Raw genomic sequence first — 26,768 nt, 5'->3', positions numbered from 1 at the left:
GTGGCAGTTTCGCAGGCCCTCGTACAGACCTGAAGAGGGGTAGCACGGGCGCACGCGCCCGGCTGAAAGAACACCTGGCACAGACCGGAAATCTGGATAAACGACCCGAAGGTACACGCAGATGTCGAACGCATCGAAATGCCCGTTCCATCAAACCGCAGGTGGCGGCACCAGCAACCGTGACTGGTGGCCTGACCAGCTCAACCTGAGAATTCTCCACCAGCATTCCTCCAAGTCCGACCCGATGGACCCGGGCTTCGATTACGCCAAGGCGTTCAAGAGCCTCGATTTCCAGGCCCTGAAGCAAGACCTGACCGCCCTGATGACCGATTCCCAGGACTGGTGGCCCGCCGACTTCGGCCATTACGGGCCGCTGTTCATCCGCATGGCCTGGCACAGCGCCGGTACCTACCGCATCGGCGATGGCCGCGGCGGTGCCGGCTCTGGCCAGCAGCGCTTCGCCCCGCTCAACAGCTGGCCGGACAACGTCAGCCTGGACAAGGCCCGGCGCCTGCTGTGGCCGATCAAGCAGAAGTACGGCAACAAGATTTCCTGGGCCGACCTGATCGTGCTCACCGGCAACGTCGCCCTCGAATCCATGGGCTTCAAGACCTTCGGCTTTTCCGGCGGCCGTGCCGATGTGTGGGAGCCGGACGAAGACGTGTACTGGGGTTCGGAAAAGGTCTGGCTGGGCGGCGACCTGCGTTACGGCAAGGAGCAGGTCAAGGCTCAGCCGCCTGGCCAGGGTGACCTGGTCGCCGAGCCAGCGAAGCACCCGGAGGAACAAAGCCGCGCGCTGAGTGGCGAACGCAACCTGGAAAACCCGTTGGCCGCGGTGCAGATGGGCCTGATCTATGTGAACCCGGAAGGTCCGGACGGTAACCCTGACCCGGTCGCCTCGGGCCGCGATATCCGCGAAACCTTCGGCCGCATGGCCATGAACGATGAAGAGACCGTGGCCCTGATCGCCGGCGGGCATGCCTTCGGCAAGACCCATGGCGCCGGCCCTGCCGACAATGTCGGGGCCGAGCCGGAAGCGGCCGGCCTGGAGCTGCAAGGCCTGGGTTGGGCCAACCGCTTCGGTACGGGTAAAGGCGCAGACACCATCACCAGCGGCCTGGAAGTTACCTGGACGTCCACCCCCACCCGCTGGAGCAACGAATACCTCAACAACCTGTTCAACTTCGACTGGGAACTGACCAAGAGCCCGGCAGGGGCGCACCAGTGGCGGCCAAAAGACGGCAAGGGGGCAGGCACCGTGCCAGATGCGCACGACCCGGTCAAGCGCCATGCGCCGTCCATGCTCACCTCGGACCTGGCGCTGCGTTTCGACCCGATCTACGAGCCGATCGCGCGCCGCTTCAAGGATAACCCCGAGCAGTTGGCGGACGCTTTTGCCCGCGCCTGGTACAAGCTGATTCACCGCGACATGGGGCCGCTGGCACGCTACCTGGGCCCGGAAATGCCCAACGAGGAGCTGCTGTGGCAAGACCCACTTCCCAAGGTCGACCACCCGCTGGTGGGCGAGCAGGACATTGCTGCGCTCAAGGCCAAGGTGCTGGCGGCGGGCCTGAGCGTTGGCGAGCTGGTGGCCACCGCGTGGGCGGCGGCGTCGACCTTCCGTGGCTCGGACAAGCGTGGCGGGGCCAACGGTGGTCGCCTGCGCCTGGCACCGCAGAAGGACTGGCCGGCGAACCAGGGCACCGACAAGGTGCTGGCGGCGCTGGAGAAGATCCAGGCCGAGTTCCATGCCGGTGGCAAGAAAATCTCCCTGGCCGACCTGATCGTCCTCGCCGGCGCTGCCGCAGTGGAAAAGGCTGCCAGGGATGCCGGGCACGACGTCAGCGTGGCCTTCCGCCCGGGGCGTAGCGATGCCTCGCAGGCGCAGACCGACGTCGAGTCGTTCGCTGTGCTGGAGCCGCTGGCCGATGGCTTCCGTAACTTCACCAAGGCCCGCTACAGCGTCAAGGCTGAAAAGCTCCTGCTGGACAAGGCCCAGCTGCTGACCCTGACCGCACCGGAGATGACCGTGCTGATCGGCGGCCTGCGTGTGCTTGGCGCCAACCATGGCGGCAACCCGCAGGGTGTGTTCACCGACAAGCTCGGCACCCTGAGCAACGACTTCTTCCGCAACCTGCTGGACATGGGCGTGGAATGGAAGGCGACCTCGGCCGACAACGAGGCGTTCGAAGGCCGTGACCGCAAGACCGGGCAGCTGAAGTGGAGCGCCAGCCGGGTCGACCTGGTGTTTGGCTCGCATGCCCAGTTGCGGGCGCTGAGCGAGGTGTATGGCAGCAGTGACGGCGGCGACAAGTTCGTCCGTGACTTCGTGGCCGCCTGGGAGAAGGTCATGGAGCTGGACCGCTTCGACTTGCAGTAACGGTGTTGCGGCGGGGGGCGCCTGGCGCCCTCTGCCGCGTCGGGGCTGGACCATTGCGATGTTCCTGTGCAAGCTGATGCACGACAGATTGCACAGAGAAGGTGAGCGTCAGTGAACCCCGAAACCCTGCTGGCAGGCTTGCCAGGCTACGCCATCGCGCCCGAGTCGATTCGGGTGCTGCCTGACGCCAAGGCCTACCGCGCCTGCCTGCTCGAGCAGATCCGCAGCGCAAGCCGGCGCATCGTCATCGTCGCGCTGTACCTGCAGCAAGACGAGGCCGGCCAGGAGGTGCTGGATGCGTTGTACCAGGCCAAGGCTGCACGGCCAGGCCTGGAAATCACCATCGTGGTCGACTGGTTCCGCGCCCGGCGCGGCCTGCTGGGGGCCGGCCGCCAGCCGGGTAACGCCGCCTGGTATCAGGCCCAACGCCAGCAGCACGGGCTGGATATCGTGATCCATGGCGTGCCGGTGCAAACCCGCGAGCTGTTCGGGGTGCTGCACCTGAAGGGCAGCATCATCGACGACTGCGTGATCTACACCGGCGCCAGCCTGAACAACGTCTACCTGCACCGCTTCGACCGCTACCGCCTGGACCGTTACCACCTGTTTCACGCGCCAGCGCTGGCCGACGCCATGGTCGACCTGGTCCGGCGCCTGCTGCACCACACCGCCACGCCACGCCTGGACCTGCCGGCACCGCCTGCCACCCGCAGCCTGCGCGGTGATATCCGGCGCTTGCGTGCGCGGCTGCGGCGCATGAAGTACGAGGCGCCGGCCGCCGGGGCGGGGCAAGGCCTGCGGGTCATTCCGCTGCTCGGCGTAGGCCGTGGCAACCCGCTGAACCGGGCGCTGTGCGCCTTGCTGGCGGCGGCGCGTACCCAGGTCATCATCAGCACGCCGTATTTCAACCCGCCACGGCTGTTGATGCGTGAGCTCGATGCTGCGCTGGCGCGGGGCGTGCGGGTGGAGCTGATTGTCGGCGACCGTACGGCCAACGACTTCTATATCGCACCCGGCGAACCGTTCAGTGCCAGCGGTGCCTTGCCGTACCTGTATGAAGACAACCTGCGCACGTTTGCCCGGCGCCGGCAGGCCGCGATTGCCAGTGGCCAGTTGCAGGTGCGGATCTGGAATGACCCCGGGCATACCTTCCATGCCAAGGGGGTGTGGGTCGACCAACGCTATTCGATGCTGACCGGCAACAACCTGAACCCACGCGGTTTCAACCTGGACCTGGAGAACGGCCTGCTGATCGATGACCCGCATGGCCAGTGGCTGGCGCCGCGCGAGGCCGAGTTGAGCGCGCTGCGCCGGCATGCGCCGCAGATCGACCCGGCGCAGGCGCTGGGGGCCAAGGCCGAGCATCCCAAGCAAGTACGCAAGTTGCTGCGCCGGCTACGCTTCAGCCGGTTGGAACCGTTGATCAAACGGGTACTTTGAGGTTTCGTTCGAGTCTGCAGGGCTGCAGAAATTGGTCGCCCGGTCGTCGGCCGGATCGATCGGTGCCAATCGCTGGCAGTCCATTTTCTGGAGTCAGGCAAAAGGCGCCCTCTGAATGGAAGCAACCTTCGGCAGTAATTCGTCGCGCAGTCAGCTGGTTCGCCAGTTGACGCTGGTCTTTTCCAGCCTGCTGTTGCTGATATTGCTACTGGGCCTGGTTTCCTTGTACCGCATCGCCGAGTCCCTTGACGCGCGCGAGCGAACACAGAGCCGTTTTCACGCCGAGTCGGCGCTGGCCCAGTTGCAGAAAAGTGAGCGCAACTACCTGGTTTCATATGCCGTGTGGCAGGCCGCCTACGAGCACCTGGCGGGCCGTGTGGACCGGCACTGGGCCTACGACGAGGATAACCTGGGCGAGACGCTCTACAGCACCGACGGCTATGAGGGCGTGTTCGTCCTGGATGATGACGGCACCCCCTACGCGATGCTCGAAGGGCGCCTCAGCGAACAGGGCTTCGAAGACTTCAGCGGCAGCCGCGCCCAGGTACTGCAACGGGCTCGGCAGGCGATGACGCAGGAGGACCAGGCTGCCTCCGGCTACCTGGTGTTCAACGGCCAACCGGCGCTGTTCACCGCAGCGGTCATTCGCCCGCCGTCGGCGCGGCCCTCCCTGCCGAATGCTGGCGCAGTACTGGTCTTCGTGCGGTTACTCAAGCCGAAGGTGCTCGGGCAACTGGGCCGCTCTGCGGGGCTGTCAGGCTTTGCCGTGGTGGCCGCGCCTCAGCTGCAGGCAGACCAGGGGCGTTTGCCGCTGGAGGACAGCGGCTTCGCGCTGACCTGGCAGATCGAACAGCCCGGGACCGACCTGCTCGAGACGGTATTGTTGCCCCTGGCCCTGGCATTGCTGATCATCGCCCTGGTCATGGCCCTGTGTGCTCGCTACGCCATGCGCGCCAGTGCCAGCATGGACCGCAGCCACCACGCGCTGGCTGCCTCGAAAGCTGCCCTGCAAGCCAGTGAAGCGCGCTTCAAGGCGGTGGCCGAAGCCGCCTCGGACTGGATCTGGGAAACCGATGCACAGCAGCACCTGACCTATCTCTCACCGCGTTTCACCGAACTGACCGGGCATCCCCTGGAGCGCTGGCTGCAACGCCCCATCAGCGATCTGTTCGACTGCGCTACCGGGCAGGTCGAGACCTGGCTGCATGGCCTGGCGGGCAGCGAGTCGACGGGCAGCCTGCGTTGCCAGTACCGCGATCACCACGAGCAACGGCGAGAGTGCCGGGTTGCCGCCAAGGCCATTATCGAACACAAGGTTTGCCAGGGTTTCCGCGGCACCTGCACGGACATCACCGACGAAGTGGCGGCCCATGCGCAGGTCCAGCACCTGTCGTTACACGATGCGCTCACCGGCCTGCCCAATCGCAACAAACTGTTCCGCTTCCTCGAGGATGCCGGGGTAGGGGAGCTGGCCTTGCTGATGCTCGACCTGGACAACTTCAAGCCGATCAATGACAGCCTCGGCCACCCGGCCGGGGACGCCGTGCTGATCGAAGTGGCGCGTCGGCTAGGGCAGGTGACCCGCGACACCGACCTGGTGGCACGCCTGGGCGGTGACGAGTTCGTCATCGTCCTGGCCCGGCCGGGCAAACATGATGACATGGACCGCTTCTGCGCGCGGGTCATCGAAAACCTCAAGCGCCCGATCACCCTCGAACAGCACAAGGTTCAGGTTGGGGTCAGCCTCGGGGTGGTGTTGTCCGCAGAGTATTCCGGTTCGCCCAGCGACCTGATCCGGTATGCCGATGTGGCCTTGTACAGCGCAAAACAGGCCGGCAAGCATACCTGGCGGTACTTCTCGGCACAGTTGAACTCGGCATTGCTGGAAAAGCGCGAGCTGGAGCGTGAACTGCGCGAAGGCATCGCCCGGGGTGAACTGCGCTTGCATTTCCAGCCGCGCTACAAGGTGGACGGGGTGACGGTGGCCTCTGCCGAGGCGCTGGTGCGCTGGCAACACCCGCGGCTCGGCTTGCTGCGGCCTGACCGCTTCATTGCCCTGGCCGAGGAGTCCGACCTGATCGTGCAACTGGGCAACTGGGTGCTCCAGGAGGCTTGCACCCTGGCGCGTGGCTGGCCGCTGGAGATCCTGGTGTCGGTCAACATGTCGCCGGCGCAGTTCAGCCGCAGCGACGTGGTGCGCGACGTGGCTGAAGCACTACGGCACACGGGCCTGCCTGCCCATCGCCTGGAGCTGGAGATTACCGAGAACGTCATGCTCAATGACGTAGAGGGTGCCCTGCAGACCATGAACGCATTGAAGGAGTTGGGGGTGCGCCTGAACATGGACGACTTCGGCACGGGCTATTCTTCCCTGGGCTATCTGCGCACCTACCCCTTCGACAGCATCAAGATCGACAAGCGTTTCGTCCAGTCGCTGGGCACCAGCAGCAGTGATCGCAGCGTGGTGCAGGCGATCATCAACCTGGGCAACGCGATGGGCATGACGGTCACCGCCGAGGGCGTGGAGACCGCAGAACAGCTGGCCTTGCTTTGCGACGACCAGTGCCATGAGGTGCAGGGTTACCTGCTTAGCCGGCCGGTGGAAAACCGGGCGTTGCTGCAACTGATGGGTGCCGACGAAGGTGTAGATCGTGGAGTGTCCTGACGGCCGCGTTCGCATGATTTAGCGTGCAGGCCCGCGTCGGACAGGGTGATATATCCGTGCCATCATCTTTGTCGTACACTCCGGCCACCGAGTTCACAAGGAGTGTGCACCATGCGTCCTGCCATCCGCCTGGCCCTGGTCTTGGCTGTGTTGCAGGTGCCGCTGGCCGTTGCCAGTGACGCACCAGGCGACCCGTTGCTGGACACGCCAACACGCAGCGATGCAGGCAGCGGGCAGAACGCCCGCGGCGTGCTGCGCGCGCGCGATCACGCGGTGCTGGCCAGTGAACTGGCCGGGCGCATCGTCGAGATGCCCTATGCAGAAGGCGAAGACTTCAAGAAGGGCAGCACCCTGGCGCGTTTCGATTGCGCTGCTTACCAGGCCCAGCTCAACGCCGCCCAGGCGGCAGTACGCGCTTCCCGGGAAGAACTCGAGCACAATCGGCAACTGGCCGCCCTCAAGTCGGTCGGCCGCTACGAGGTTTCCCTGGCCGAGGCCAGGCAGGCCCAAGCCCAGGCCGAAGCGCAGGTGTACCAGGTGCAGGTCAGGCGCTGCGTGGTCAATGCACCGTTCGATGGCCGTGTGGTGCAACGCCGTGCCCAGCCACACGAAAGCGTACCCAGCGGGGCGCCGCTGCTGGAAGTGGTGGACAACCGCTCGCTGGAGATCCAGTTGCTGGTGCCATCGAACTGGCTGGCACGTCTCAAGCCTGGCCAACCCTTCCAGTTCACCCCGGATGAAACCGGCCGACCACTGCAGGCGCAGGTCAAGCGCGTGGGCGCGCGGATCGACGAAGGCAGCCAGACCCTGCTGCTGATCGGCGAGCTGCCGCGAGACGCCCAAGGGCTGTTGGCGGGCATGAGCGGTACGGCCATTTTCCCGGCACAACCATGACGGCCGCCGCCAACGGCATGGCTGAGCATGCCTTCGCCCGGTTTCTGGGGCTGGAACGGCAGGCTCGCCAGGCTGCCAGCAGCGAGCAGTTGGCCTATGCCATGGTCAACGATGGCCAGGCGCTGTTCGGCTTTCGCCATGCCGCGCTATTGGTCGAAGGCAAGGTCCGGGCCCTGACCGGTATCAGCGTGGTGGAGAGCAATGCGCCGTTCGTGGCCTTTGTCGAGCGCGCCGCCAGGCAGTTGCAGGCCGCCGGTGCTGCTGATGCCGCCACAGCGGTCGACCCGGCGGTACTTGATGCGCAGGTGCGCGACGACTGGCAGGCTTTGTCTGCTGCGCAGGCCTTCTGGCTGCCATTGCACAACCGTGAAGGGCAAACCTTCGGCGGCCTGTGGCTGGCACGCGATAACCCGTTCAACGCTGCCGAGCAGGCCCTGCTGGTACACCTGGCCGAAACCTATGGCCATGCCTGGCAGGCCTTGCGCCCGGCGCGCCGCTGGCGCCTGCGCTGGCCACGGCGGCGCCTGCTGGCGCTTGTGGCGGTGGCCGTGGTGGTGCTGTGCATACCGGTACGTCAGGCAGTGCTGGCGCCCGCCGAGGTGGTGCCGCGCGGTGGCCAGGTGGTGGCCGCGCCGCTGGACGGGGTGATTGCCGAGTTCCGGGTCAAACCCAACCAGACGGTGACCGCCGGTGAACTGCTGGTGCGTTTCGACGACACCTCGCTCAAGGCGCAGGTGGATGTTGCCGAGCGTACCTTGGGGGTTGCCGAGGCCGAGCTCAAAGCCAGCACTCAGCGCGCCTTCTCCGATGCGGATTCCAGTGCGCGCCTCGACCTGCTCGCTGCGCGGGTGGAGCAGAAGCGCGCCGAGCTCGACTACGCTCGCCAGTTGCTGGCGCGCAGCGAAGTGCGCGCCGAGCGGGGTGGCATTGCCGTGTTCGCCGATGCCCAGCGCTGGACCGGCAAACCGGTGCAGACCGGCGAACGCTTGCTGCAACTGGCCGATCCCGCCAAGGCCGAGCTGCGCATGGAGTTGCCGGTGGGCGACGCCATCGCCTTGCAACCAGGGGCCGAGGTGGCGCTGTTCCTGGACAGCGATCCGTTGCACCGGCACCCCGCGCAGCTCGAGCGTGCCGCCTATGAAGCCCAGGCTACGGCTGCCGGGCAGTTGGCCTATCGGCTGGATGCGGCGTTCGTCGAGGCGCCGCCACGCATTGGCCTGCGTGGCACCGCCAAGCTGTATGGCGAGCGTGCGCCACTGGCCTATTACCTGCTGCGCCGCCCGCTGGCGGCCGCGCGCCAAGGGCTGGGCTGGTGATGCTGCCGGCCCTGCGAGCCGACCTGCAACTGTCGCCAGCGGCCCCGGCGCTGGACGGTTCAGCGCAATGGACCCTGGCCGACCCGCTGCGCGGTCGTTACTTCAAGCTCGGCGCAGCCGCGGTGCGCTTGTTGCACCACTGGGGCCTGGGCGATCCGCAGCAGGTACTGGCGGCAGCCAATGCCGAACCAGGCGCGCGACTGCAAGCCGACGAACTGGACACACTGCGAGGGTTCCTGGCTCAACATGACCTGCTGAGCGCGCAGGATGCCGACCAGCGTCAAAGCTACGCCAGCAAAGCCGCGGCCACCCGGCAGAGCGTCTGGAAGAAGGCGCTGCACCAGTACTTGTTCTTCCGTATCCCGTTGTGGCGTCCGGACGCTTTCCTCAATCGCACTTGGCCGCTGCTCGAACGCCATGCCGGCTGGCTGTTGCGCTTCGGTCTGCCCGCGTTGCTGGTACTCGGGCTATTCCTGATGGCCCGCGACTGGTCGCGGTTCATCGCTACCTTCCCGCACCTGTTCAGCCTGGGCGGCATGCTGGTCTTCGGCCTGGCCCTGGCCGTTGCCAAGCTTTGCCACGAGTTCGGCCATGCCTATATGGCCAAGCGGGCCGGCTGCCGGGTGCAGAGCATGGGGTTGGCCTTCATGGTGATGCTGCCGATGTTCTATACCGACGTCAGTGATGCCTGGCGGGTCAGTGATCGGCGCTCGCGGCTGCTGATCGATGCCGGGGGCATCTTCGCCGAACTGGTCCTGGCGGTGCTGGCCCTGCTGGCCTGGTCGCTGCTGCCCGATGGGCCGCTGCGCACGGCAGCGTTCATGCTCGCCAGCGCCACCTGGATCACTACCTTGCTGGTCAACCTCAACCCGTTCATGCGGTTCGACGGTTATTTCCTGGTCAGTGACCTGTGGGGCGTCGAGAACCTGCAGCAACGCGCCTTCGCCCTGTGCCGCTGGCGCCTGCGCGAGGCGCTGTTCGGCTACGGCGACGCAAAACCCGAGCCTTGGCCCGAAGGCATGCACAAGCGCCTGCTGGTGTGGGGTTATGGTGCCTGGTTGTGGCGTGCAGTGCTGTTCTTCGGTATCGCCCTGGCGGTGTACCACCTGTTTTTCAAGCTGCTGGGCATTTTCCTGATGCTGGTCGAACTGGCGTGGTTCATCGGCCTGCCAGTGTGCAAGGAGCTGCAGCAGTGGTGGCAGCGGCGCGGCCAGGCCCAGCCGCACAAGGCCTTGCGCAGTGGCCTTGGGTTGGTGCTGTTGCTGGCGCTGCTGGTCGTGCCGTGGCGCGGTGCGGTGGAAGTGCCGGCAATGCTCGAAGCGTCCCGCGTGAGTGCCTTGCACGCCCCATTGGCGGCGCGCTTGAAGCGTTTGCTGGTGGAGGATGGCCAGCAGGTCAGCCAGGGCCAATTGCTGCTGGAGCTGGAGTCGCCCGACCTGGATTCGCGCCAGGCGATCGTTCGCCGTGAAATTCAGATTCTCCAGTTGCTGCTGCGCCGGCAGTCCGGGCGCAGTGCCACCGCCGGCGACGCTGGCGTGCTCGAACAACAACTGGCCGAGGCGGTGGCGGAGTTCCGCGGCCTGGCCGCGCAGCGCCAACGGCTATTGTTGCGCGCCCCGTACGACGGGGTGGTGCGCGACCTGCCGGCCGGGCTGGCGGCCGGGCAATGGCTGAATACCGCCCAACCCTTGGGGCGTATCGTCGAGCCTGGGGTGCGCTTGCGCGGTTACCTGGCCGAGGCTGAATTGTGGCGAGTGGCGGCGGGCATCGAGGGCCGTTTCATTGCCGATGACCCATTGCGTGCGGCAGTGCCAGTGCGCCTGGAACAGGTCGATGCCACCGGGGCCACTTACCTGGAACTGGAAGCCTTGGCCTCTGATCGTCACGGCCCGATTGCCGTGCGCCGCGACAGCCAGCAGCGTGCGGAACCGCTGCACGCGCAGTACGGCGTATGGCTGAGCCCTGTGACAGCAACCGCCGAGGTTGCTCAGCCGCTACGCGGCGTGGTGGTGCTCGACGGTGCCCGCGAGTCGTTGCTGGAAGCAGCCTGGCGTCGGTTGGCCGCGCTGGGCGTGCGTGAGAGTGGTTTCTAGGACTGTTCAGCTGAAGGAGTGCCCATGCCCGAACTGCTTTTGCCACGCTGCGCTCGCCTCGACCTGGCCATCGACCTGCCGGCAGTGCTGACGGCATTGCAACGGGTAGCCAGCGATGCCTGGCAGCCTCACTTCAACAGCGGCTACCACCAGGGCGACTGGAGCGGCGTGGCCCTGGTGGCCGCCGAAGATGCCGTTGTGCCGCTTGCGCCCGGCCAGGGCGCTGCGCTGCGGTTGGCCTGGTGGCAGGAAGAAGCGGCCTGGCAGGCCCTGCTCGCGCCGTTTGCCAGCTCGCTGCGCGCTGCCCGTCTGCTGCGCCTGGGGGCGGGCGCGCGCATCCATGAGCACCGTGACCCGGACCTGGGCCGGCCTGGCGGCTGCCTGCGCTTGCATGTGCCGTTGCTCAGCCCGGCTGGCGTGGAATTTCTGGTCGATGACCTGCAAGTCCCCATGCGTCCAGGCGAGTGCTGGTTCATCGACCTGTCACGACCCCACCGGGTCGACAACCCAGGGCCAGGTGAGCGCATTCACCTGGTGCTCGATTGCCTGCCTGACCCGTGGCTGTTGAGCCTGATCGAAACTGGCCGTGCACAGACCCCAGGCTTGTGCCTGGGCCGGGCGGGGCAGGCGTTCGAAGCTTTTCGCCAGCAGGTGGCGCAGGACCCGGCCCTGGCCGCTCGCCTGCAGGCCCATCAGCAAGCCCAGGCCTTCGTGGCCGAGGCCATCAGCCTGGGCGCAAGCCTGGGGCTGGCATTTTCCGAGGCCGAAGTGCTCAGCGCCATGCGCCGGGGCCGGCAAGCATGGAGCGAGCAATGGCGAGCCTGATCAACACGGCTGATTTCCACGGTTGGCTGCCCATCCGCCTGTGGCGCAGAGACGGCGACTGGCGGGTGGACTGGTGCTGGTTCGCAGAGCGTCACCTGAGCAAGCCGTTTTTCCGTGACGAGGTCGAGCTGGCCCTGCGCCTGCCGTTCAACCAGGCGCTGCGCCGTGACAGTGATATCCAGGCGCTGCTTGACTGGCACGCACGCAGCCCGGGCCTGGCACCATCGGCGTTGCTGTTCCATGCCTCGCGTTGTGGCTCGACCCTGGTCGCGCAGTTGTTGGCCAGCCAGGCGCACAACATCGTGCTGTCCGAGCCACCCCCACTGGACAGCCTGTTACGCGCGCCGCTGCAGGATGCCACCGCCGCAGCTTGGCAGGGCGCGGCGCTGCAGGCGTTATTGTCCGCCTACGGCCAGCGCCGCCGGGGCGATGAGCGCCAGTTGCTGGTCAAGCTCGATGCCTGGAACGTGTTCGAGGCGCCCGTGCTGGCGGCGTTGTACCCCCAGGTGCCACGGCTGTTCCTGTACCGCGACCCGCTGGAGATTGTCGCCTCGCAGTTGCGTCAGGCGGGCATGCAACGGGTCCCGGGCCTGCTCGGGCCGTCGGCTTTCGATGTGCTGTTGCCGCAGGCCGGGGCCATGGGCGTGGTGGAATACACCTGCAGGATGGTCGGCGAAATCCTCAACGCAGGGCTGGCGTTGTGCCGGCAGCATGGCGGTATTGCGGTCAACTACAACGAATTGCCCGATGCGACCTGGGACCGGCTTGGCCCGCTGCTAGGGCTGGCACCCGGCGTTGAGCAAACCCTGCGCGAGGTGGCAGCCTTCGATGCCAAGCAACCGGCGATGACCTTCAGCGCCGACAGCCAGCGCAAACGCCAGGAAGCCAGCGAAGCGGTGCGCGAGGGTGTGCGCCGATGGGCCATGGAACCGTACAACGCCCTGGAAGCCCTGCGCTTGAGCCAGGCGCAGGCGCTGGCGGGGTGAGCCCTCGAACAACTGTTTGATAAAAGTGCATGGCGAGCCTGAAGGAGTGGTGGCGATTTGCCGTGGTGTTCGGCTACGCTGTTCCCGATATGCAGGGCAATCCACAGGATGTGCGCCCCTCACCAAGGGGCTGACTATTGCAAGGACGCGACACCATGGCCAGCTCCGAAGTGCACCTGCGCCCCATCACCGACGCCGACCAGGCGTTCTTGCGTACCCTCTACGGCACCACCCGGGCTGACGAAGTGGCCATGCTGCCGTGGGACCAGCCTGCCATCGAGGCGTTTCTCGACCAGCAGTTCCAGGCCCAGCACGCCCATTATCAGATGCACTTTGCCGACGCTGATTTCTCCATCATCGAAATCGCCGGTGAAGCGATCGGCCGCGCCTACCTGCTGTGGGCCGACAGCCATCTGCAAATCATCGATACAGCCTTGATGCCCGCCTGGCGAGGCCGGGGCATCGGCAGTGGGCTGATCCGGCAGTGGTTGGCCCGGGCCGATCGACAAGGCCTTGGCACCGGCCTGCACGTGACCTTGCACAATCCGGCGCTGCGCCTGTACCAGCGCCACGGTTTCGAAGTGGTTGGCGACAACGGCCTGTACCTGCAGATGCGCCGGCCGGCGCGCGCAGTTTTTCACGTCGACAGGCCTGCCTGACGATGCGCGTCATATTCCGCGGGGCTGTGTGGCCCGCTCTATAGCGTAGTGATAGGAGATCGGAAAATGAGTGAGCCATTCCTCGGTGAGATCAGGATGTTCGCGGGCAACTTCGCGCCGCGTGGCTGGGCGCAGTGCCAAGGGCAGCTGTTGAGCATCTCGCAGAACAGCGCACTGTTCGCCATCCTCGGCACCACCTACGGCGGCAATGGCCAGACCACGTTCGGCCTGCCAGACCTGCGCGGTCGCATGCCCGTAGGCGTGGGTACCGGGCCGGGGTTGCCGACCGTGGACCAGGGCGAAATGGCCGGGGTCAACCAGGTCAGCCTGCTGCCGCAGAACCTGCCGCCCATCACCGTGGCGATCCCCGCCAGCAAAGCCAATGTCGCCATTCCGGCGGTGGTCACCAATGCCAACCTCGCTGAGCCCACCACCGCCAGCGTGCTGGCCACACCTTACGACACTACCGGTTCGGGCGCGGCAGCGAGCATCTACTCCGATGCTGCCGCAAGCACCACCCTGAAGCCGTTCGATGCCAACATTCCGGCAGTGAACGTGATGGCCGGCGGCAGCTCGATACCTGTTCCGGTACAGGCGCCTTACCTGGGCATGAACTTCATCATTGCCCTGGAAGGCATCTTCCCGACCCGCAACTGATCCAGGGCGGGGCGGCATCGCGGGGCTGTTTGCGGCCCTGCGATGCCTGGGGGGCGATTACACGCACGCCGCTGCACGGGCACAACGACAGGAACAACCAGCTGCAAGGCTGAATGAGGTCGACATGGCATTCTGGAAACGCAACCGTTCGCACGCACAACCCACCGTTTCCGTGAACCGTCCGAGCCTTATCCAGGCGCTGGAACCGCGCATGATGTTTGACGCCTCGGTAGCCGTGGTCGCCGACCAAGGCGCCCAGGCCGTGGCAGCCGCAACGGCCAAGGCCCCCAGCGTGGCCAGCGATGCCAACAGCACGCAGGACACTGCAGCTGCTCACGACGCCGCCCCCGCCACGGCGCCGGCCACCACGGCTGCGGGCAGCCACGAAGTGGTGTTCGTCGACTCTGCCGTCAGTGACTACCAGAAGCTGATTGCCGGCCTTCCCGCAGGGGTCGAGGTGGTAGTGCTGGAAAACGGCAAGGATGGTTTCAAGCAGATTGCCGATTACCTCGATGGCCGTAGCGACGTGACCAGCATCGATATCATCAGCCACGGTGACAGTGGCTACGTCTACCTGGCCGGCAATGCCGTGTGGACCAACCAGCTGGCCAGCCATGCCAGCGACCTGGCGCGCATCGGCGCCAGCCTGGCAGACGGTGGTGATATTCGTTTCTTCGCCTGTAACACCGGCGCGGGCAGCGATGGCCAGCTATTCGTTGACCAGGTGGCGCAGCTCACCGGCGCCGATGTCGGCGCTTCGGCGAATGCCACCGGCAATCGCGCCGGCGAGGACTGGCAGCTGGAAACCGTCTCCGGGATGCTGGCGACAGATACCGGCGTGCAGCGCGGGGACCTGTCGGCGTTCACCACTTCGCTAGCGACCATTACCGTTACCGACACCGATGCATCCTCCACGGCGCTCAACGGCAAGGTGTCGCTGGCCGAGGCCATCCAGGCCGCCAACACGGATGCTGCGGTGGATGGCTCCAGCGCCGGCAGCGGCAGCGATATCATTGTCTTCCACCAATCGCTGAAGGGGCAGACCATCCGCTGGTCCACGGCTTCAGCGCTGCTGGTCACCAGCAACATCACCATCAACGGCGACGTCGACGGTGACGGCCAGGGCGATATCATCCTCAGCGGCGACGTCAACAACAACGGCTTGCGCGACTCAGTGGAATCGTCGGGCCTGCAGAGCAACACCAACGGTGCACTGACCGTGCGCAACCTGGATTTCCGCTATTTCTCCGGTAACCTGGCCGGCGGTGTGATCCGGGCCAGCTCGGGCTCGATCACCGTCGAAGACTCGAATTTCCAGGACAACGCCGGTGCCGTGATCAACTCGGCGACCACGCTGGGCTCCACGGTGATCGTGCGCAACACGACCATTCACGACAACGATGGCAGTATCGCCAACGCTACGGCCATGTCGTCGCTGGTGCGTCTGGGCGGGGCCAACAACCACGTGCTGGAAAACGTGGCGATCTACGACAACATCGGCGAATACGGTGCCACTGGCGTCGTCGCCGCTGGTGCGGTGATCGTGCTGAACAATACCGGCGGTTCGGTGAGCATCGTCAACAGCACCATCGTCAACAACAGCTTCAGCACCAGTACCGGCACGATCAGCTCGGCCGGCCTTGGCTGGTCGCCGGGCAGTGCTGGCACGGTGACGGTGCAGAACAGCATCCTTACCGGCAACACGGTCAATGGTGTCGCGCTGGATGCCGCCACCAACAACGGCGCCGGTGGCGGCTATACCAGCACCACCAACCTGATCGGCGTTTCGGTCGACTTCGTCAATGCTGCCGGCGGCGACTATCGCCTGGCCTCGACCGCCAGCAATGCCATCGACCAGGGCACTGCTGCCGGTGCCACGCTCACCGACCTGCGCGGCTTCGTCCGGCCGCGTGGCGCCGGGGTGGACATCGGTGCCTACGAGGTGCTGTATGCCGCGCCGCCCGTGGTCGACCTGGACACCACTAGCGGCGGTAACGACAGTACGGTGAACTTCACCGGCACACCGGTGGCGATCGTACCCAACCTCAGCCTCACCCAGACCGACGGCGACACCCAGGTCAGCGGCGCTACCCTGACCCTGAGCGGTGTGGTGGATGTCGGCAACGAAACCCTGTCGCTAAGTGCCGGGCAGATCGCCAGCGCCGCCAGCTTCGGCATCACGGTCAGCGGGTCGGGCAGCACGGTGTTGACGCTGAGCGGTGTCGCCACCCTGGCGCAATACCGCGCGGTGCTCGCTGCAGTGGCCTACGGCAACGCGGCCGTGGCCTACACCAGCGGTACCCGTAGCGTGGCGGTCAGCGTCAACGATGACATGGGCAGTACCAGCCGCACGGCCTCGGTGGTGGTGCAGCCACTCAACAGCGTGCCGGTGATCGGCAACCTCAATGGTGACGGTGTCACCTTCACCCAGGGCAGCGGCGCGGTGCTGATCGACAGCGGTGGCAATGCCACCGTCAGCGACAGCGATTCCGCCGACTTCGCCGGTGGCAACCTGACCGTGGCGATCAGCGCCAATGGCGTGGCCAGCGAGGATCTGCTGGGGCTGCGCAACCAGGGCACTGGCGCCGGGCAGATCGGTGTCAGTGGCAGCACGGTGAGCTATGGCGGGGTCACCATCGGCAGCTTGTCTGGCGGCACTGGCGGGGCCAACCTGGTGGTTACGTTCAACGCCAATGCCAATGCGGCGGCGGTGCAGGCGCTGGTGCGCAACCTCACCTACGAAAACAGCAATGCCGGCAACGCCATCGGCCAGGCCAGCCGCACCCTGAGCATCACCCTCAATGACGGTGACGGTGGCACATCCGCTGCAGCGGCGGTGCAAGTGGCGATCCAGGAAACCATTGCCCCGACCGCCACGATCAGCATCAGCGACACGGCCTTGAAAATCGGCGACACGGCCACCGTGACCATTACCTTCAGCGAGGCGGTGAGCGGCCTGACCCTCGCCGACCTGAGCGTGGCCAACGGCAGCCTGAGCGGTCTCGCCAGCGCTGACGGCGGTATCACCTGGACCGCGATCCTGACGCCGAGCAGCAATGTCAGTGATGCCAGCAACCTCATCACCCTGGACAACAGCGGGGTCAGCGACCTCGCCGGCAATGCCGGCAGCGGCACCACCGATTCGAACAACTATGCCATCGATACCCTGCGCCCGACCGCCACCATCGTGGTAGCCGACAGCGCCTTGCGGGCCGGCGAGACGTCGCTGGTCACCATCACCTTCAGCGAGGCGGTAAGCGGTTTCACCGTTGCCGACCTGAGCGTGGCCAACGGTAGCCTGAGCGGCCTCGCCAGCGCCGATGGTGGTATCACCTGGACCGCTACCCTGACCCCGGGCAGCAATGTCAGCGATACCAGCAACCTGATTACCCTGGATAACACCGGGGTGACCGACATGGCTGGCAATAGTGGCAGCGGCACCACCAGCTCCAACAACTACGCCATCGACACCCAGCGCCCGACCGCGACCATCGTGGTGGCTGACAGCGCCCTGCGCATCGGCGAGACCACCACCGTGACCATCACTTTCAGCGAGGCGGTAAGCGGTTTTACCCTTGCCGACCTCAGCGTGGCCAACGGCGCGTTGAGCGGGCTCGCCAGCGCGGACGGCGGCGTCACCTGGACCGCCACCCTGACGCCGGACAGCAGCGTCAGCGATACCAGCAACCTGATCACCCTGGATAACACCGGGGTGACCGATGCGGCTGGCAACAGCGGCAGCGGCACCACCAGCTCCAACAACTACGCCATCGACACCCAGCGCCCGACCGCGACCATCGTGGTGGCTGACAGTGCCCTGCGCATCGGCGAGACCACCACGGTGACCATCACCTTCAGCGAGGCGGTAAGCGCGTTTACCCTTGCCGACCTGAGCGTGGCCAACGGAACGTTGAGCGGGCTGGCCAGCGCCGACGGTGGTATCACCTGGACCGCGACCCTGACCCCGAGCAGCAATGTCAGTGATGCCAGCAACCTCGTCACGCTCGACAATACCGGGGTAATCGACGTGGCGGGCAATGTCGGCAGCGGCACGACAGACTCGAACAACTACGCCATCGACACCCAGCGCCCGACTGCTGTGATTACGGTCGCCGACACCACCCTCACGGTCGGCGAGACCACCACGGTCACCATCACCTTCAATGAAGCAGTGACCGGCTTGAGCACCGCCGACCTGACCGTGGCCAATGGCTCCCTCGGCGGGCTCAGCAGCACCGATGGCGGCGTCACCTGGACCGCCACCCTGACGCCTGCCAGCGGTATCAGCGACACCAGCAACCTCATCACCCTGGACAATACCGGTGTCGCCGACCTGGCCGGCAACGCGGGGGTGGGCAGCACTCAGTCAGCCAACTACATCGTCAACACCGTGGCCCCGACCGCCACTGTCGTGGTAGCCGACAACGCGCTGCGCGTGGGCGAGACCACGGTGGTCACCATCACCTTCAGCGAGGCAGTGAGTGGTTTCGACAACAGCGACCTGAGCGTGAGCAACGGCAGTTTGAGTGCCGTGAGCAGCAGCGATGGCGGCGTGACCTGGACGGCGACCTTTACCCCGGCGGCCAACGTCGAGGACGCCAGCAACCTCATCACCCTGGACAACAGCGGTGTGGTTGGTGCTGTCTCCGGCAACGCTGGGGTCGGCACCAGCGACTCCAACAACTACGCTATCGACACCCAGCGCCCGACGGCCAGCATCGTGGTTGCCGATAGCCAGCTGGGCATCGGCCAGACCAGCCTGGTGACCATCACCTTCAGCGAAGCGGTGAGCGGCTTCACGCTGGCCGATCTGACGGTGGCCAACGGCACCCTCGGCGGGCTGAGCAGCGTCGATGGCGGCATTACCTGGACCGCGACCCTGACGCCGACCAGCGGGATCACCGACACCAGCAACCTGATCAGCCTGGACAACAGCGGCGTGTCCGACGCGGCAGGCAACGCTGGCAGCGGCAGTACCGCTTCGAACAACTACAGCATCGATAGCCAGCGCCCGACTGCGACCATCGTGCTGGCCGACAGCGCGCTGCGTGCTGGCGAGACGACCCAGGTCACCATCACCTTCAGTGAAGCGGTGAACGGCCTCGACCTGGCCGACCTCACCGCGCAGAACGGCACCCTGGCCAACCTGGCCAGCAGCGACGGTGGCATCACCTGGACCGCAACCTTTACCCCTGCACTGGCGGTGCAGGATGCCAGCAACGTCATCAGCCTGAACAACAGCGGCATCGCCGACCTGGCCGGCAACGTCGGCACCGGCACCACTCAGTCGGCCAACTACACGGTCAACACCGTGCTGCCCAGCGCCACCATCGTGGTCGCCGACAGCGCCCTGCGTGCCGGCGAGACGAGCCTGGTGACCATCACCTTCAGCGAGGCAGTGAGCGGCTTCGACAACAGCGACCTGAGCGTGAGCAACGGCAGCTTGAGTGCCGTGAGCAGCAGCGATGGCGGCGTGACCTGGACGGCGACCTTCACCCCGGCGGCCAACGTCGAGGACGCCAGCAACCTGATCACCCTGAATAACAGCGGAGTGGTCGGCGCCTCTGGCAACGCCGGGGCCGGCACCACCGACTCCAACAACTATGCCATCGACACCCAGCGTCCGACGGCCAGCATCGTGGTTGCCGATAGTCAGCTGGGCATCGGCCAGACCAGCCTGGTGACCATCACCTTCAGCGAAGCGGTGAGCGGCTTCACGCTGGCCGATCTGACGGTGGCCAACGGCACACTCGGCGGGCTGAGCAGCGCCGATGGCGGCGTTACCTGGACCGCGACCCTGACGCCGACCAGCGGGATCACCGACACCAGCAACCTGATCAGCCTGGACAACAGCGGCGTGTCCGACGCGGCAGGCAACGCTGGCAGCGGCAGTACCGCTTCGAACAACTACAGCATCGATAGCCAGCGCCCGACTGCGACCATCGTGCTGGCCGACAGCGCGCTGCGTGCTGGCGAGACGACCCAGGTCACCATCACCTTCAGTGAAGCGGTGAACGGCCTAGACCTGGCCGACCTCACCGCGCAGAACGGCACCCTGGGCAACCTGGCCAGCAGCGACGGTGGCATCACCTGGACCGCAACCTTTACCCCGGCACTGGCGGTGCAGGATGCCAGCAACGTCATCAGCCTGAACAACAGCGGCATCGCCGACCTGGCCGGCAACGTCGGCACCGGCACCACCCAGTCGGCCAACTACACGGTCAACACCGTGCTGCCCAGCGCCACCATCGTGGTCGCCGACAGCGCCCTGCGTGCCGGCGAGACGAGCCTGGTGACCATCACCTTCAGCGAGGCGGTGAGCGGCTTCGACAACAGCGACCTGAGCGTGAGCAACGGCAGCTTGAGTGCCGTGAGCAGCAGCGATGGCGGCGTGACCTGGACGGCGACCTTCACCCCGGCGGCCAACGTCGAGGACGTCAGCAACCTGATCACCCTGAATAACAGCGGTGTGGTCGGCGCCTCTGGCAACGCCGGGGTCGGCACCACCGACTCCAACAACTATGCCATCGACACCCAGCGCCCGACGGCCAGCATCGTGGTTGCCGATAGCCAGCTGGGCGCCGGCCAGACCAGCCTGGTGACCATCACTTTCAACGAGGCGGTAAGCGGCCTGTCCCTGGCCCAGCTCCAGGCCGATAACGGCGTGCTGAGCGGCCTGGCCAGCAGCGATGGCGGTATCACCTGGACGGCCACCTTGACGCCGACCAGCGGCAGCCAGAGCAACGGCAACCGGGTGTACCTGGACTCCGGCCTGGTCACCGACGCCCAAGGCAACCACGGCGACGGCACGGCGCAGTCCAACGCCTATCTCGTCGATACCCGGGCGCCGAGCGTGACCAGCGTTGGCGGGCCGGTTGCCGGCGTGACCTACAATGCCGGCGATGCGTTGGTGTTCGTGGTCAATGCCAGTGAGGCGGTCGAGGTCAATGGCTCTCCACGGCTGCTGCTGGAGGTGGGCGGGCGCACGGTCTACGCCGAGCTGGTGGCCGGTGCGGGCACGGCGACACTGGTGTTCCAGTACATCGTCCAGGCCGGCGACAACGACAGCGATGGCATCAGCGTGACGGGCCTGGCGGCCAACGGTGCGAGCTTGACCGATGCACTGGGCAATGCCATGAACCTGACCTTGAACAACATTGCCGATATGCGCCAGGTGCTGGTCGACACCCAGGCACCGGCCGCGCTTGCCATCGTCACCCTCGACCCATCGCCAAGCAATGCACAGAGCGTGCGCTTTACCGTGACCTTCAGCGAACGCGTCAATGGCGTGGACCTGAGCGACTTCAGCCTGGCCAGCAGCGGTACCGCCAGCGGTACATTGAGCGGCCTGCGCCAGCTCGGCGAAGGTGTCTACGAAATCACCGTCAGTGGCGTGAGCGGCACCGGCACCTTGGGCCTGAACCTTGAGGCCAGCGGTACCGGCATCAGCGACGTCGCCGGCAACCTGCTCAGTGGCGGCCTGGTGGGCGCGGCCTACAGCATCGATCGCGACGCGCCCACTGTAAGCAGTGTCGGCGTGCCGGCTGGGGTCGCCTACAATGCCGGTGATGTGCTGACCTTCGTGGTCAATACCAGCGAAGCGGTCATCGTCGATGGCGTTCCACAGCTGGCCCTGGATATCGGCGGGCGTACGGTGTTTGCCGACTTCGTCGCCGGATCGGCGACCACCACGCTGGTGTTCCAGTACCGTATCCAGGCCGGCGACAACGATGCCGATGGCGTGCAGGTACTGGGCCTTTCGGCCAATGGTGCGAGCCTGCATGATGCGCTCGGCAATGCGCTGAATCCGGGGCTCAATGCCGTGGGGAACAGCGCCGGGGTGACGGTCGACACACGTCTGCCAAGCGTCGAGTCGATCGTTCCGGTGCCGCTTTCCACGCCTGGCAGCCAAGCGTTCACAGTGACCTTCAGCGAGGAGGTCAGGGGTGTCGACCTGGCTGATTTCCAGCTGCTCGCGACCGGCAGTGCCACCGGCACCTTGCAATCGCTGGTGCGTATCGACGGCCACACCTGGCAAGTCAATGTCGCTGCAGTGGCGGGTAGTGGCACGCTGGCACTGGCACTGAAAGCCGATGGCACCGGCATCAGCGACATTGCCGGGAATGCCTTGGTGGGCGGTTTCAGCGGCCAGGGCCAGCCATTGCCGTCCAGCGATGGCGACCCGGAGTACCGTGCCTATCCGCCTGCAAAACCGGGCCTTCCCGGCTCGACTGCAGCGGTGCACGCGCCGCTTGCAGTGCCGCTGCCGCCGTTCCAGTCGCCGCTGGTGCCGCAGCCATTGTTCGAGGTGCCGAGCCCGGGCGGTGGCTTGCCGACCGTTGGCGATATCTTCATTCGCAACGGTGCCTTGGCGCCGAGCTACCTGGCCCAGGTTTTCGTGGGGCAGCAGCATGCCCTTGGCGATGGTTCCGGCGCGGGCTTCCTCGGCTTCGGCGGCGGCGATGCCAATGTCTTCGGCGCCAGCAGCCTGGCCAATATCTTTGACAAGACGCTGCCGGATGATGGCGGCCAGTACGAGCTGAACGGGGGTAAACCGTGGCGCCAGGGCGCCGAGGCCGGGGCAGGCAAGGGCTTGTCCGGGGCACCGACCCTCAGCCAGCAATTGCAGGCATACAAGGACGCTGAGCAGCGCCAGGTCAGCCAGCTGGCCCAGGCGCTGGGACAGATCGAGGCAGCTACCCCTCAGGCGTGAACGTCGGCCATGAGGGGGCGACAAGACCAGAAAATCAAGCAATTTGCCGTGCCAAAGGGGGCGGAAGGGATGAGTAGAGCGTCAAGGATATTTGCGGTGAGCCTGTTGGCATTGGCGGTGACCGGCTGTGCCGTCAAGACCCAGCCGATCGAGCGCAGCGTCAGCGAGCAGCGGGCACGGCAGGATCTGGCCAGCATGTTCAAGGGCCAGGAGGCGCTGCAAGGCCCGCTGACACTGCACCAGGCGATGGCGCGGGCAGTCAAGTACAACCTGGAGGCTCGCCTGAAGGTCATGGAAGAAGCCCTGGCCCAGCGTCAGGTGGACCTGGCCACGTTCGACATGCTGCCCCGTATGGCGGCCTCCGCGGGCTATGCCGGGCGTAGCAACGTCAGCGCCTCCAGCAGCCGCAGCGTGCTGACCAATACCCAATCCCTGGAACCGTCGACTTCCCAGGACCGCGACCGGGACGTGGCCGACCTGACCATGGTCTGGAACGTGCTGGATTTCGGCGTCAGCTATGTCAGTGCCAAGCAGCAGGGCGACCAGCGCCTGATCGTGCAGGAGCGCCGTCGCAAGGTGGTACAGACCATCATCCAGGACGTGCGTTCGGCATACTGGCGGGCGGTGGCCGCCGAGCGCCTGCTCAAGCAGATCGACACCTTGATGGCGCGGGTCGAGCAGGCTCGCGACAACAGCCAGCGCATGGGCGACCAGCGTATCGGTGACCCGATCCAGGCGTTGACCTACCAGCGTTCGCTGATCGAGGCGACTCGCCAGCTGGAAGAGCAGCGCCGGGCCTTGTCGCTGGCCAAGACCGAACTGGGCGCGTTGATCAACCTGCCGCCGGGCAGTGAGCTGACCCTGGCGGAGAACACCGATTATGCCGTGCCCGAACTGAAGGTGGGCCTGGACAGCCTGGAACAGCAGGCCTTGGCATCGCGCCCGGAACTGCGCGAGCAGGACTACCAGGCGCGCATCAGCGCCGCCGAGGTGCGCAAATCGATGTTGCGCATGTTACCGGGCCTGGAGTTTTCCGCAGGTGGCCATTACGACAGCAACAGCTTCCTGACCAACCAGCACTGGGCCGACTATGGTGTGAAAATCACCTGGAACCTGTTCAATGTGCTGTCTGGCCCTGCCTCGATCGATATGGCCAAGGCCGGCGAGCAGGTGGTCGAGGCGCGCCGCCAGGCGATGTCGATGGCTATCCTGGCTCAGCTGTACGTGGCCAATGCCAACTTCAGCGAGGCCCGCCGGCAATTCGCCACAAGCCAGCAACTGGTCGCTCTCGACCAGCAGATCGTCGAGCAACTGCGCAACCGCCATCAGGCCGAAGGCATTGGCGAGCTGGAGCTGATCCAGGGCGAGCTGAACGCCTTGCAGGCAGATCTGCGCCGCGACCTGGCCTATGCCGAGCTGCGTAACAGCTATGGCCAACTGTTCGCCAGTGCCGGCCTTGATCCGCTACCGGCGACCTTGCCGTCCGGCGAGCTTGCCGACATCGCCCAGGCCCTGAGCAGCAGCGAAGCGCGCTGGCAGCAAGGGGACATCACGCCGGGGTCCTGAGCCTGGTCATCGAGCGGGCTGGGGTGACTGCTGCTCCAGCACCTGCTCGAGTGCCTGATGCAGTACATGATCCTGCACATAGCGCAGCAACTGCTGCTGCGATACCGCTGCTGCGACACCGGCAGTGTCTATTACCAACTCGGCGTGCAGCGGCGTCTCGTAAGGTGCATCGATGCCGGTGAACCCCCGCAGTTCGCCGGCCCGTGCCCGTCGATACAGCCCCTTGGGGTCACGTGCCTCGCAGGTTGCCAGGTCGGCGCTGACATGCACCTCATGGAACTCCGTTTTGCAGGCCTTGCGCGCGGCGGCACGATCGGCGCGATAGGGTGAAATGAGCGCGGCGATGCAGATCAGGCCGGCATCGGCGAACAACGCGGCCACCTCGCCGGCACGGCGGATGTTTTCATGCCGGTCGGCGGGGGAGAAGCCAAGATCGGCGTTCAGGCCGGTGCGCAGGGCATCGCCATCGAGGACATAACTGGCGTGTCCCTGGGCGTTCAGGCATTGGGCCAGGGCGACGGCCAGGGTCGACTTGCCGGCACCGGATAGCCCGGTCAACCAGATGACTGCACCACGTCGGCTTGGCTGTGGATGTTGCTCGCTTCCTGCGCTGTGCACGTCGAACCCTCCGGGTAGAAAGGCCGAGTGTACTGCGCTGTAGCGGGTGGTGTCAGTCTATGCTTGAGGGGTAGGGTGGTAGCGGGGCGCTGATCGGGCAGGGAAGTGGCATTGTCCGGTCCAAGCGCGGTGGCGTGTCAGCGTGTGGGTTGTTGGAAGGCCCGATGGCCGACCTCACCTAGTACAGATGCTGATGCTGATGCTGGATGCCTCTGATGCCTCTGCTTTTGATCTGGCTTCTAAGCGCGCGATAGTTCAGGCGCCGCCGAATGCGACTTCAGGAGGCCGAGCGAAGGCCTTGCTCCCGGGAGGACGCGCTGCAGGCCCCATCCATGGGGCCTCAGCGCTTGACGGGCATCCATGCCCGTCACCTCCCTCCGCAAGGCCTGCGTTCGGCCTCCTGAAGTCGCGAAGATCAAGATCAAGATCAAGATCAAGATCAAGAGCTTCTGCCGGCGATGGTCGGTGGTTCTGCTATCCCTTTGCCAGGATCAGGTCACCACCTGATAGCACGGTACATACGCGGCGCCGCCAGGCAGCTTCATCCGATGCTGGTCGACGAAGGCCTGCAACAGCCGGCCCAGAGGATCCAGCACGGCCTGGTCGCCACGGATCTGATACGGCCCGTGCTCCTCGATCAGGCGAATTCCCTTGTCCTTCACGTTGCCCGCAACAATGCCCGAGAAAGCCCGGCGCAGGTTGGCGGCCAGTTCATGCGCAGGCAGATCGCGCCGCAGGTCCAGGTCCGCCATGGCCTGGTGGGTCGGGTCGAACGGGCGCTGGAAGCTTTCCTCGATCTTCAGGAGCCAGTTGAAATGGAAGGCATCGTTGCGCTCACGGCGGAACTGCTTGACCTCCTTGAGCCCTTCGACCATGTGCCGGGCAACTTCCGCCGGATCGTCGATGATGATCTGGTACAGGCGATGCGCCGCTTCACCGAGGGTAGCGCCGACGAACGCGTGCAATTGCTGCAGGTACGGCTCGGCGCTGCGCGGGCCGGTGAGTACCACCGGGAACGGCAGGTCCTGGTTGTCCGGATGCATCAGGATGCCCAGCAGGTAGAGGAATTCCTCGGCCGTACCAGCACCGCCCGGGAAGATGATGATGCCGTGGCCGACACGGACGAAGGCTTCCAGACGCTTCTCGATATCCGGCAGGATCACCAGTTCGTTGACGATCGGATTGGGCGCCTCGGCGGCGATGATGCCAGGCTCGGTAAGGCCCAGGTAGCGGCTGCCATGCATGCGCTGCTTGGCGTGGGCAATGGTTGCCCCCTTCATCGGGCCCTTCATCACGCCCGGGCCGCAGCCGGTGCACACGTCCAGTTTGCGCAGGCCCAGTTCGTGGCCGACCTTCTTGGTGTACTGGTATTCCTCGCTGCTGATCGAATGGCCGCCCCAGCACACCACCATCTTCGGTTCCACGCCCGGACGCAGGGTGCGGGCATTGCGCAGCAGGTGGAATACGTAGTCGGTGATGCCCTGGGAGCTTTCCAGGTCGATGCGCTGGCTGGCCAGCTCGCTTTCGGTGTAGACGATGTCGCGCAGGGCGCTGAACAGCATTTCACGGGTACTGGCGATCATTTCGCCATCGACGAAGGCGTCGGCTGGGGCGTTCAGCAACTCCAGGCGCACGCCACGGTCCTGCTGGTGGATACGTACCTCGAAGTCCTGGTAGGCCTCGAGGATGGTCTTGGCATTGTCGACATGGGCGCCGGTGTTGAGAATGGCCAGGGCGCACTGGCGGAACAAGGTGTAAAGGCTACCGGTACCGACTTCACTCAGCTGCTGCACTTCACGTTGTGACAGCGTCTCCAGGCTGCCTTTGGGGCTGACGGATGCATTGATGACATGGCGTTGAGGCATCTAAGTCTTTCCTGTGCGGGTAAAACATCCTTCTTTGACAACACCATACCGAGAAATGTGGGCGGCAACGAGGGGGAGGCTAAAAAAGCTT

General features: G+C 65.6%; 14 protein-coding genes. 12 read left to right on the top strand and 2 right to left on the bottom strand.

Annotated elements, in window-relative coordinates; genetic code table 11:
• Positions 1 to 121 precede the first annotated feature (121 nt).
• The 12 genes from katG (at position 122) to ACJA3S_RS14940 (ending at position 24,194) form a co-directional block, all read left to right on the top strand.
• A complete protein-coding gene (gene katG / locus ACJA3S_RS14995; protein WP_406819090.1) occupies positions 122 to 2,380 on the top strand; it encodes a catalase/peroxidase HPI in 2,259 nt (752 codons plus the stop codon).
• 111 nt (positions 2,381 to 2,491) lie between these two features.
• Positions 2,492 to 3,820 (top strand): CDP-diacylglycerol--serine O-phosphatidyltransferase, encoded by a 1,329-nt coding sequence (gene pssA, locus ACJA3S_RS14990; RefSeq protein ID WP_406819089.1) that lies wholly within the window; start codon positions 2,492 to 2,494, stop codon positions 3,818 to 3,820.
• Between the two features lie 115 nt (positions 3,821 to 3,935).
• Positions 3,936 to 6,485, top strand: coding sequence for an EAL domain-containing protein (locus ACJA3S_RS14985; RefSeq protein WP_406819088.1), 2,550 nt, complete (start codon positions 3,936 to 3,938; stop codon positions 6,483 to 6,485).
• A gap of 111 nt (positions 6,486 to 6,596) precedes the next feature.
• A complete protein-coding gene (locus tag ACJA3S_RS14980; protein ID WP_406819087.1) occupies positions 6,597 to 7,379 on the top strand; it encodes an efflux RND transporter periplasmic adaptor subunit in 783 nt (260 codons plus the stop codon).
• Complete coding sequence (locus tag ACJA3S_RS14975; protein WP_406819086.1) at positions 7,376 to 8,695, top strand: efflux RND transporter periplasmic adaptor subunit; 1,320 nt, start codon at positions 7,376 to 7,378, stop codon at positions 8,693 to 8,695. Before ACJA3S_RS14980 ends, ACJA3S_RS14975 begins: the two co-directional genes overlap by 4 nt.
• Positions 8,692 to 10,788, top strand: coding sequence for a biotin/lipoyl-binding protein (locus ACJA3S_RS14970; RefSeq protein ID WP_406819085.1), 2,097 nt, complete (start codon positions 8,692 to 8,694; stop codon positions 10,786 to 10,788). Before ACJA3S_RS14975 ends, ACJA3S_RS14970 begins: the two co-directional genes overlap by 4 nt.
• A 24-nt stretch (positions 10,789 to 10,812) precedes the next feature.
• Positions 10,813 to 11,613: an aspartyl/asparaginyl beta-hydroxylase domain-containing protein gene (locus ACJA3S_RS14965; protein WP_406819084.1), complete on the top strand. Its 801-nt coding sequence runs from the start codon at positions 10,813 to 10,815 to the stop codon at positions 11,611 to 11,613.
• Entirely contained in the window at positions 11,601 to 12,599 is a 999-nt protein-coding gene (locus tag ACJA3S_RS14960) for a sulfotransferase family protein (RefSeq protein ID WP_406819083.1), read from the top strand. Before ACJA3S_RS14965 ends, ACJA3S_RS14960 begins: the two co-directional genes overlap by 13 nt.
• A gap of 155 nt (positions 12,600 to 12,754) precedes the next feature.
• Positions 12,755 to 13,258: an N-acetyltransferase family protein gene (locus ACJA3S_RS14955; RefSeq protein ID WP_406819082.1), complete on the top strand. Its 504-nt coding sequence runs from the start codon at positions 12,755 to 12,757 to the stop codon at positions 13,256 to 13,258.
• Between the two features lie 66 nt (positions 13,259 to 13,324).
• The gene (locus ACJA3S_RS14950) at positions 13,325 to 13,915 is read left to right on the top strand and encodes a phage tail protein (RefSeq protein WP_406819081.1); all 591 of its coding nucleotides are present in this window, start codon (positions 13,325 to 13,327) and stop codon (positions 13,913 to 13,915) included.
• Positions 13,916 to 14,039: 124 nt separating this feature from the next.
• Entirely contained in the window at positions 14,040 to 22,628 is an 8,589-nt protein-coding gene (locus tag ACJA3S_RS14945; protein WP_406819080.1) for an Ig-like domain-containing protein, read from the top strand.
• Positions 22,629 to 22,697: 69 nt separating this feature from the next.
• Complete coding sequence (locus ACJA3S_RS14940; RefSeq protein ID WP_406819079.1) at positions 22,698 to 24,194, top strand: TolC family protein; 1,497 nt, start codon at positions 22,698 to 22,700, stop codon at positions 24,192 to 24,194.
• 6 nt (positions 24,195 to 24,200) lie between these two features.
• Here the strand turns inward: ACJA3S_RS14940 and cysC are convergent, their stop codons facing one another.
• Positions 24,201 to 24,812 carry an adenylyl-sulfate kinase gene (gene cysC, locus ACJA3S_RS14935; RefSeq protein WP_406819078.1) on the bottom strand — a complete coding sequence of 204 codons (612 nt, stop codon included), beginning with the start codon at positions 24,810 to 24,812 and terminating at the stop codon, positions 24,201 to 24,203.
• Between the two features lie 491 nt (positions 24,813 to 25,303).
• Entirely contained in the window at positions 25,304 to 26,677 is a 1,374-nt protein-coding gene (gene ppnN, locus ACJA3S_RS14930) for a nucleotide 5'-monophosphate nucleosidase PpnN (protein ID WP_406819077.1), read from the bottom strand.
• Between the last annotated feature and the right edge of the window lie 91 nt (positions 26,678 to 26,768).

The sequence above is a fragment of the Pseudomonas sp. KnCO4 genome (assembly GCF_045344305.1).
Classification (GTDB): Bacteria; Pseudomonadota; Gammaproteobacteria; order Pseudomonadales; family Pseudomonadaceae; genus Aquipseudomonas; species Aquipseudomonas anuradhapurensis.
Note: the sequence above shows the minus strand (reverse complement) of the source record. Positions and strands in the feature narration are given on the sequence as shown.

Bases quoted from the DNA above. Each gene is read 5' to 3' on its own strand.
- ACJA3S_RS14985 (WP_406819088.1), top strand. From the start codon at position 3,936: ATGGAAGCAACCTTCGGCAGTAATTCGTCGCGCAGTCAGCTGGTTCGC.
- ACJA3S_RS14965 (WP_406819084.1), top strand. From the start codon at position 10,813: ATGCCCGAACTGCTTTTGCCACGCTGCGCTCGCCTCGACCTGGCCATC.
- ACJA3S_RS14960 (WP_406819083.1), top strand. From the start codon at position 11,601: ATGGCGAGCCTGATCAACACGGCTGATTTCCACGGTTGGCTGCCCATC.
- ACJA3S_RS14980 (WP_406819087.1), top strand. From the start codon at position 6,597: ATGCGTCCTGCCATCCGCCTGGCCCTGGTCTTGGCTGTGTTGCAGGTG.
- ACJA3S_RS14975 (WP_406819086.1), top strand. From the start codon at position 7,376: ATGACGGCCGCCGCCAACGGCATGGCTGAGCATGCCTTCGCCCGGTTT.
- ACJA3S_RS14950 (WP_406819081.1), top strand. From the start codon at position 13,325: ATGAGTGAGCCATTCCTCGGTGAGATCAGGATGTTCGCGGGCAACTTC.
- ACJA3S_RS14945 (WP_406819080.1), top strand. From the start codon at position 14,040: ATGGCATTCTGGAAACGCAACCGTTCGCACGCACAACCCACCGTTTCC.
- ACJA3S_RS14955 (WP_406819082.1), top strand. From the start codon at position 12,755: ATGGCCAGCTCCGAAGTGCACCTGCGCCCCATCACCGACGCCGACCAG.
- ACJA3S_RS14940 (WP_406819079.1), top strand. From the start codon at position 22,698: ATGAGTAGAGCGTCAAGGATATTTGCGGTGAGCCTGTTGGCATTGGCG.
- ppnN (WP_406819077.1), bottom strand. From the start codon at position 26,677: ATGCCTCAACGCCATGTCATCAATGCATCCGTCAGCCCCAAAGGCAGC.
- katG (WP_406819090.1), top strand. From the start codon at position 122: ATGTCGAACGCATCGAAATGCCCGTTCCATCAAACCGCAGGTGGCGGC.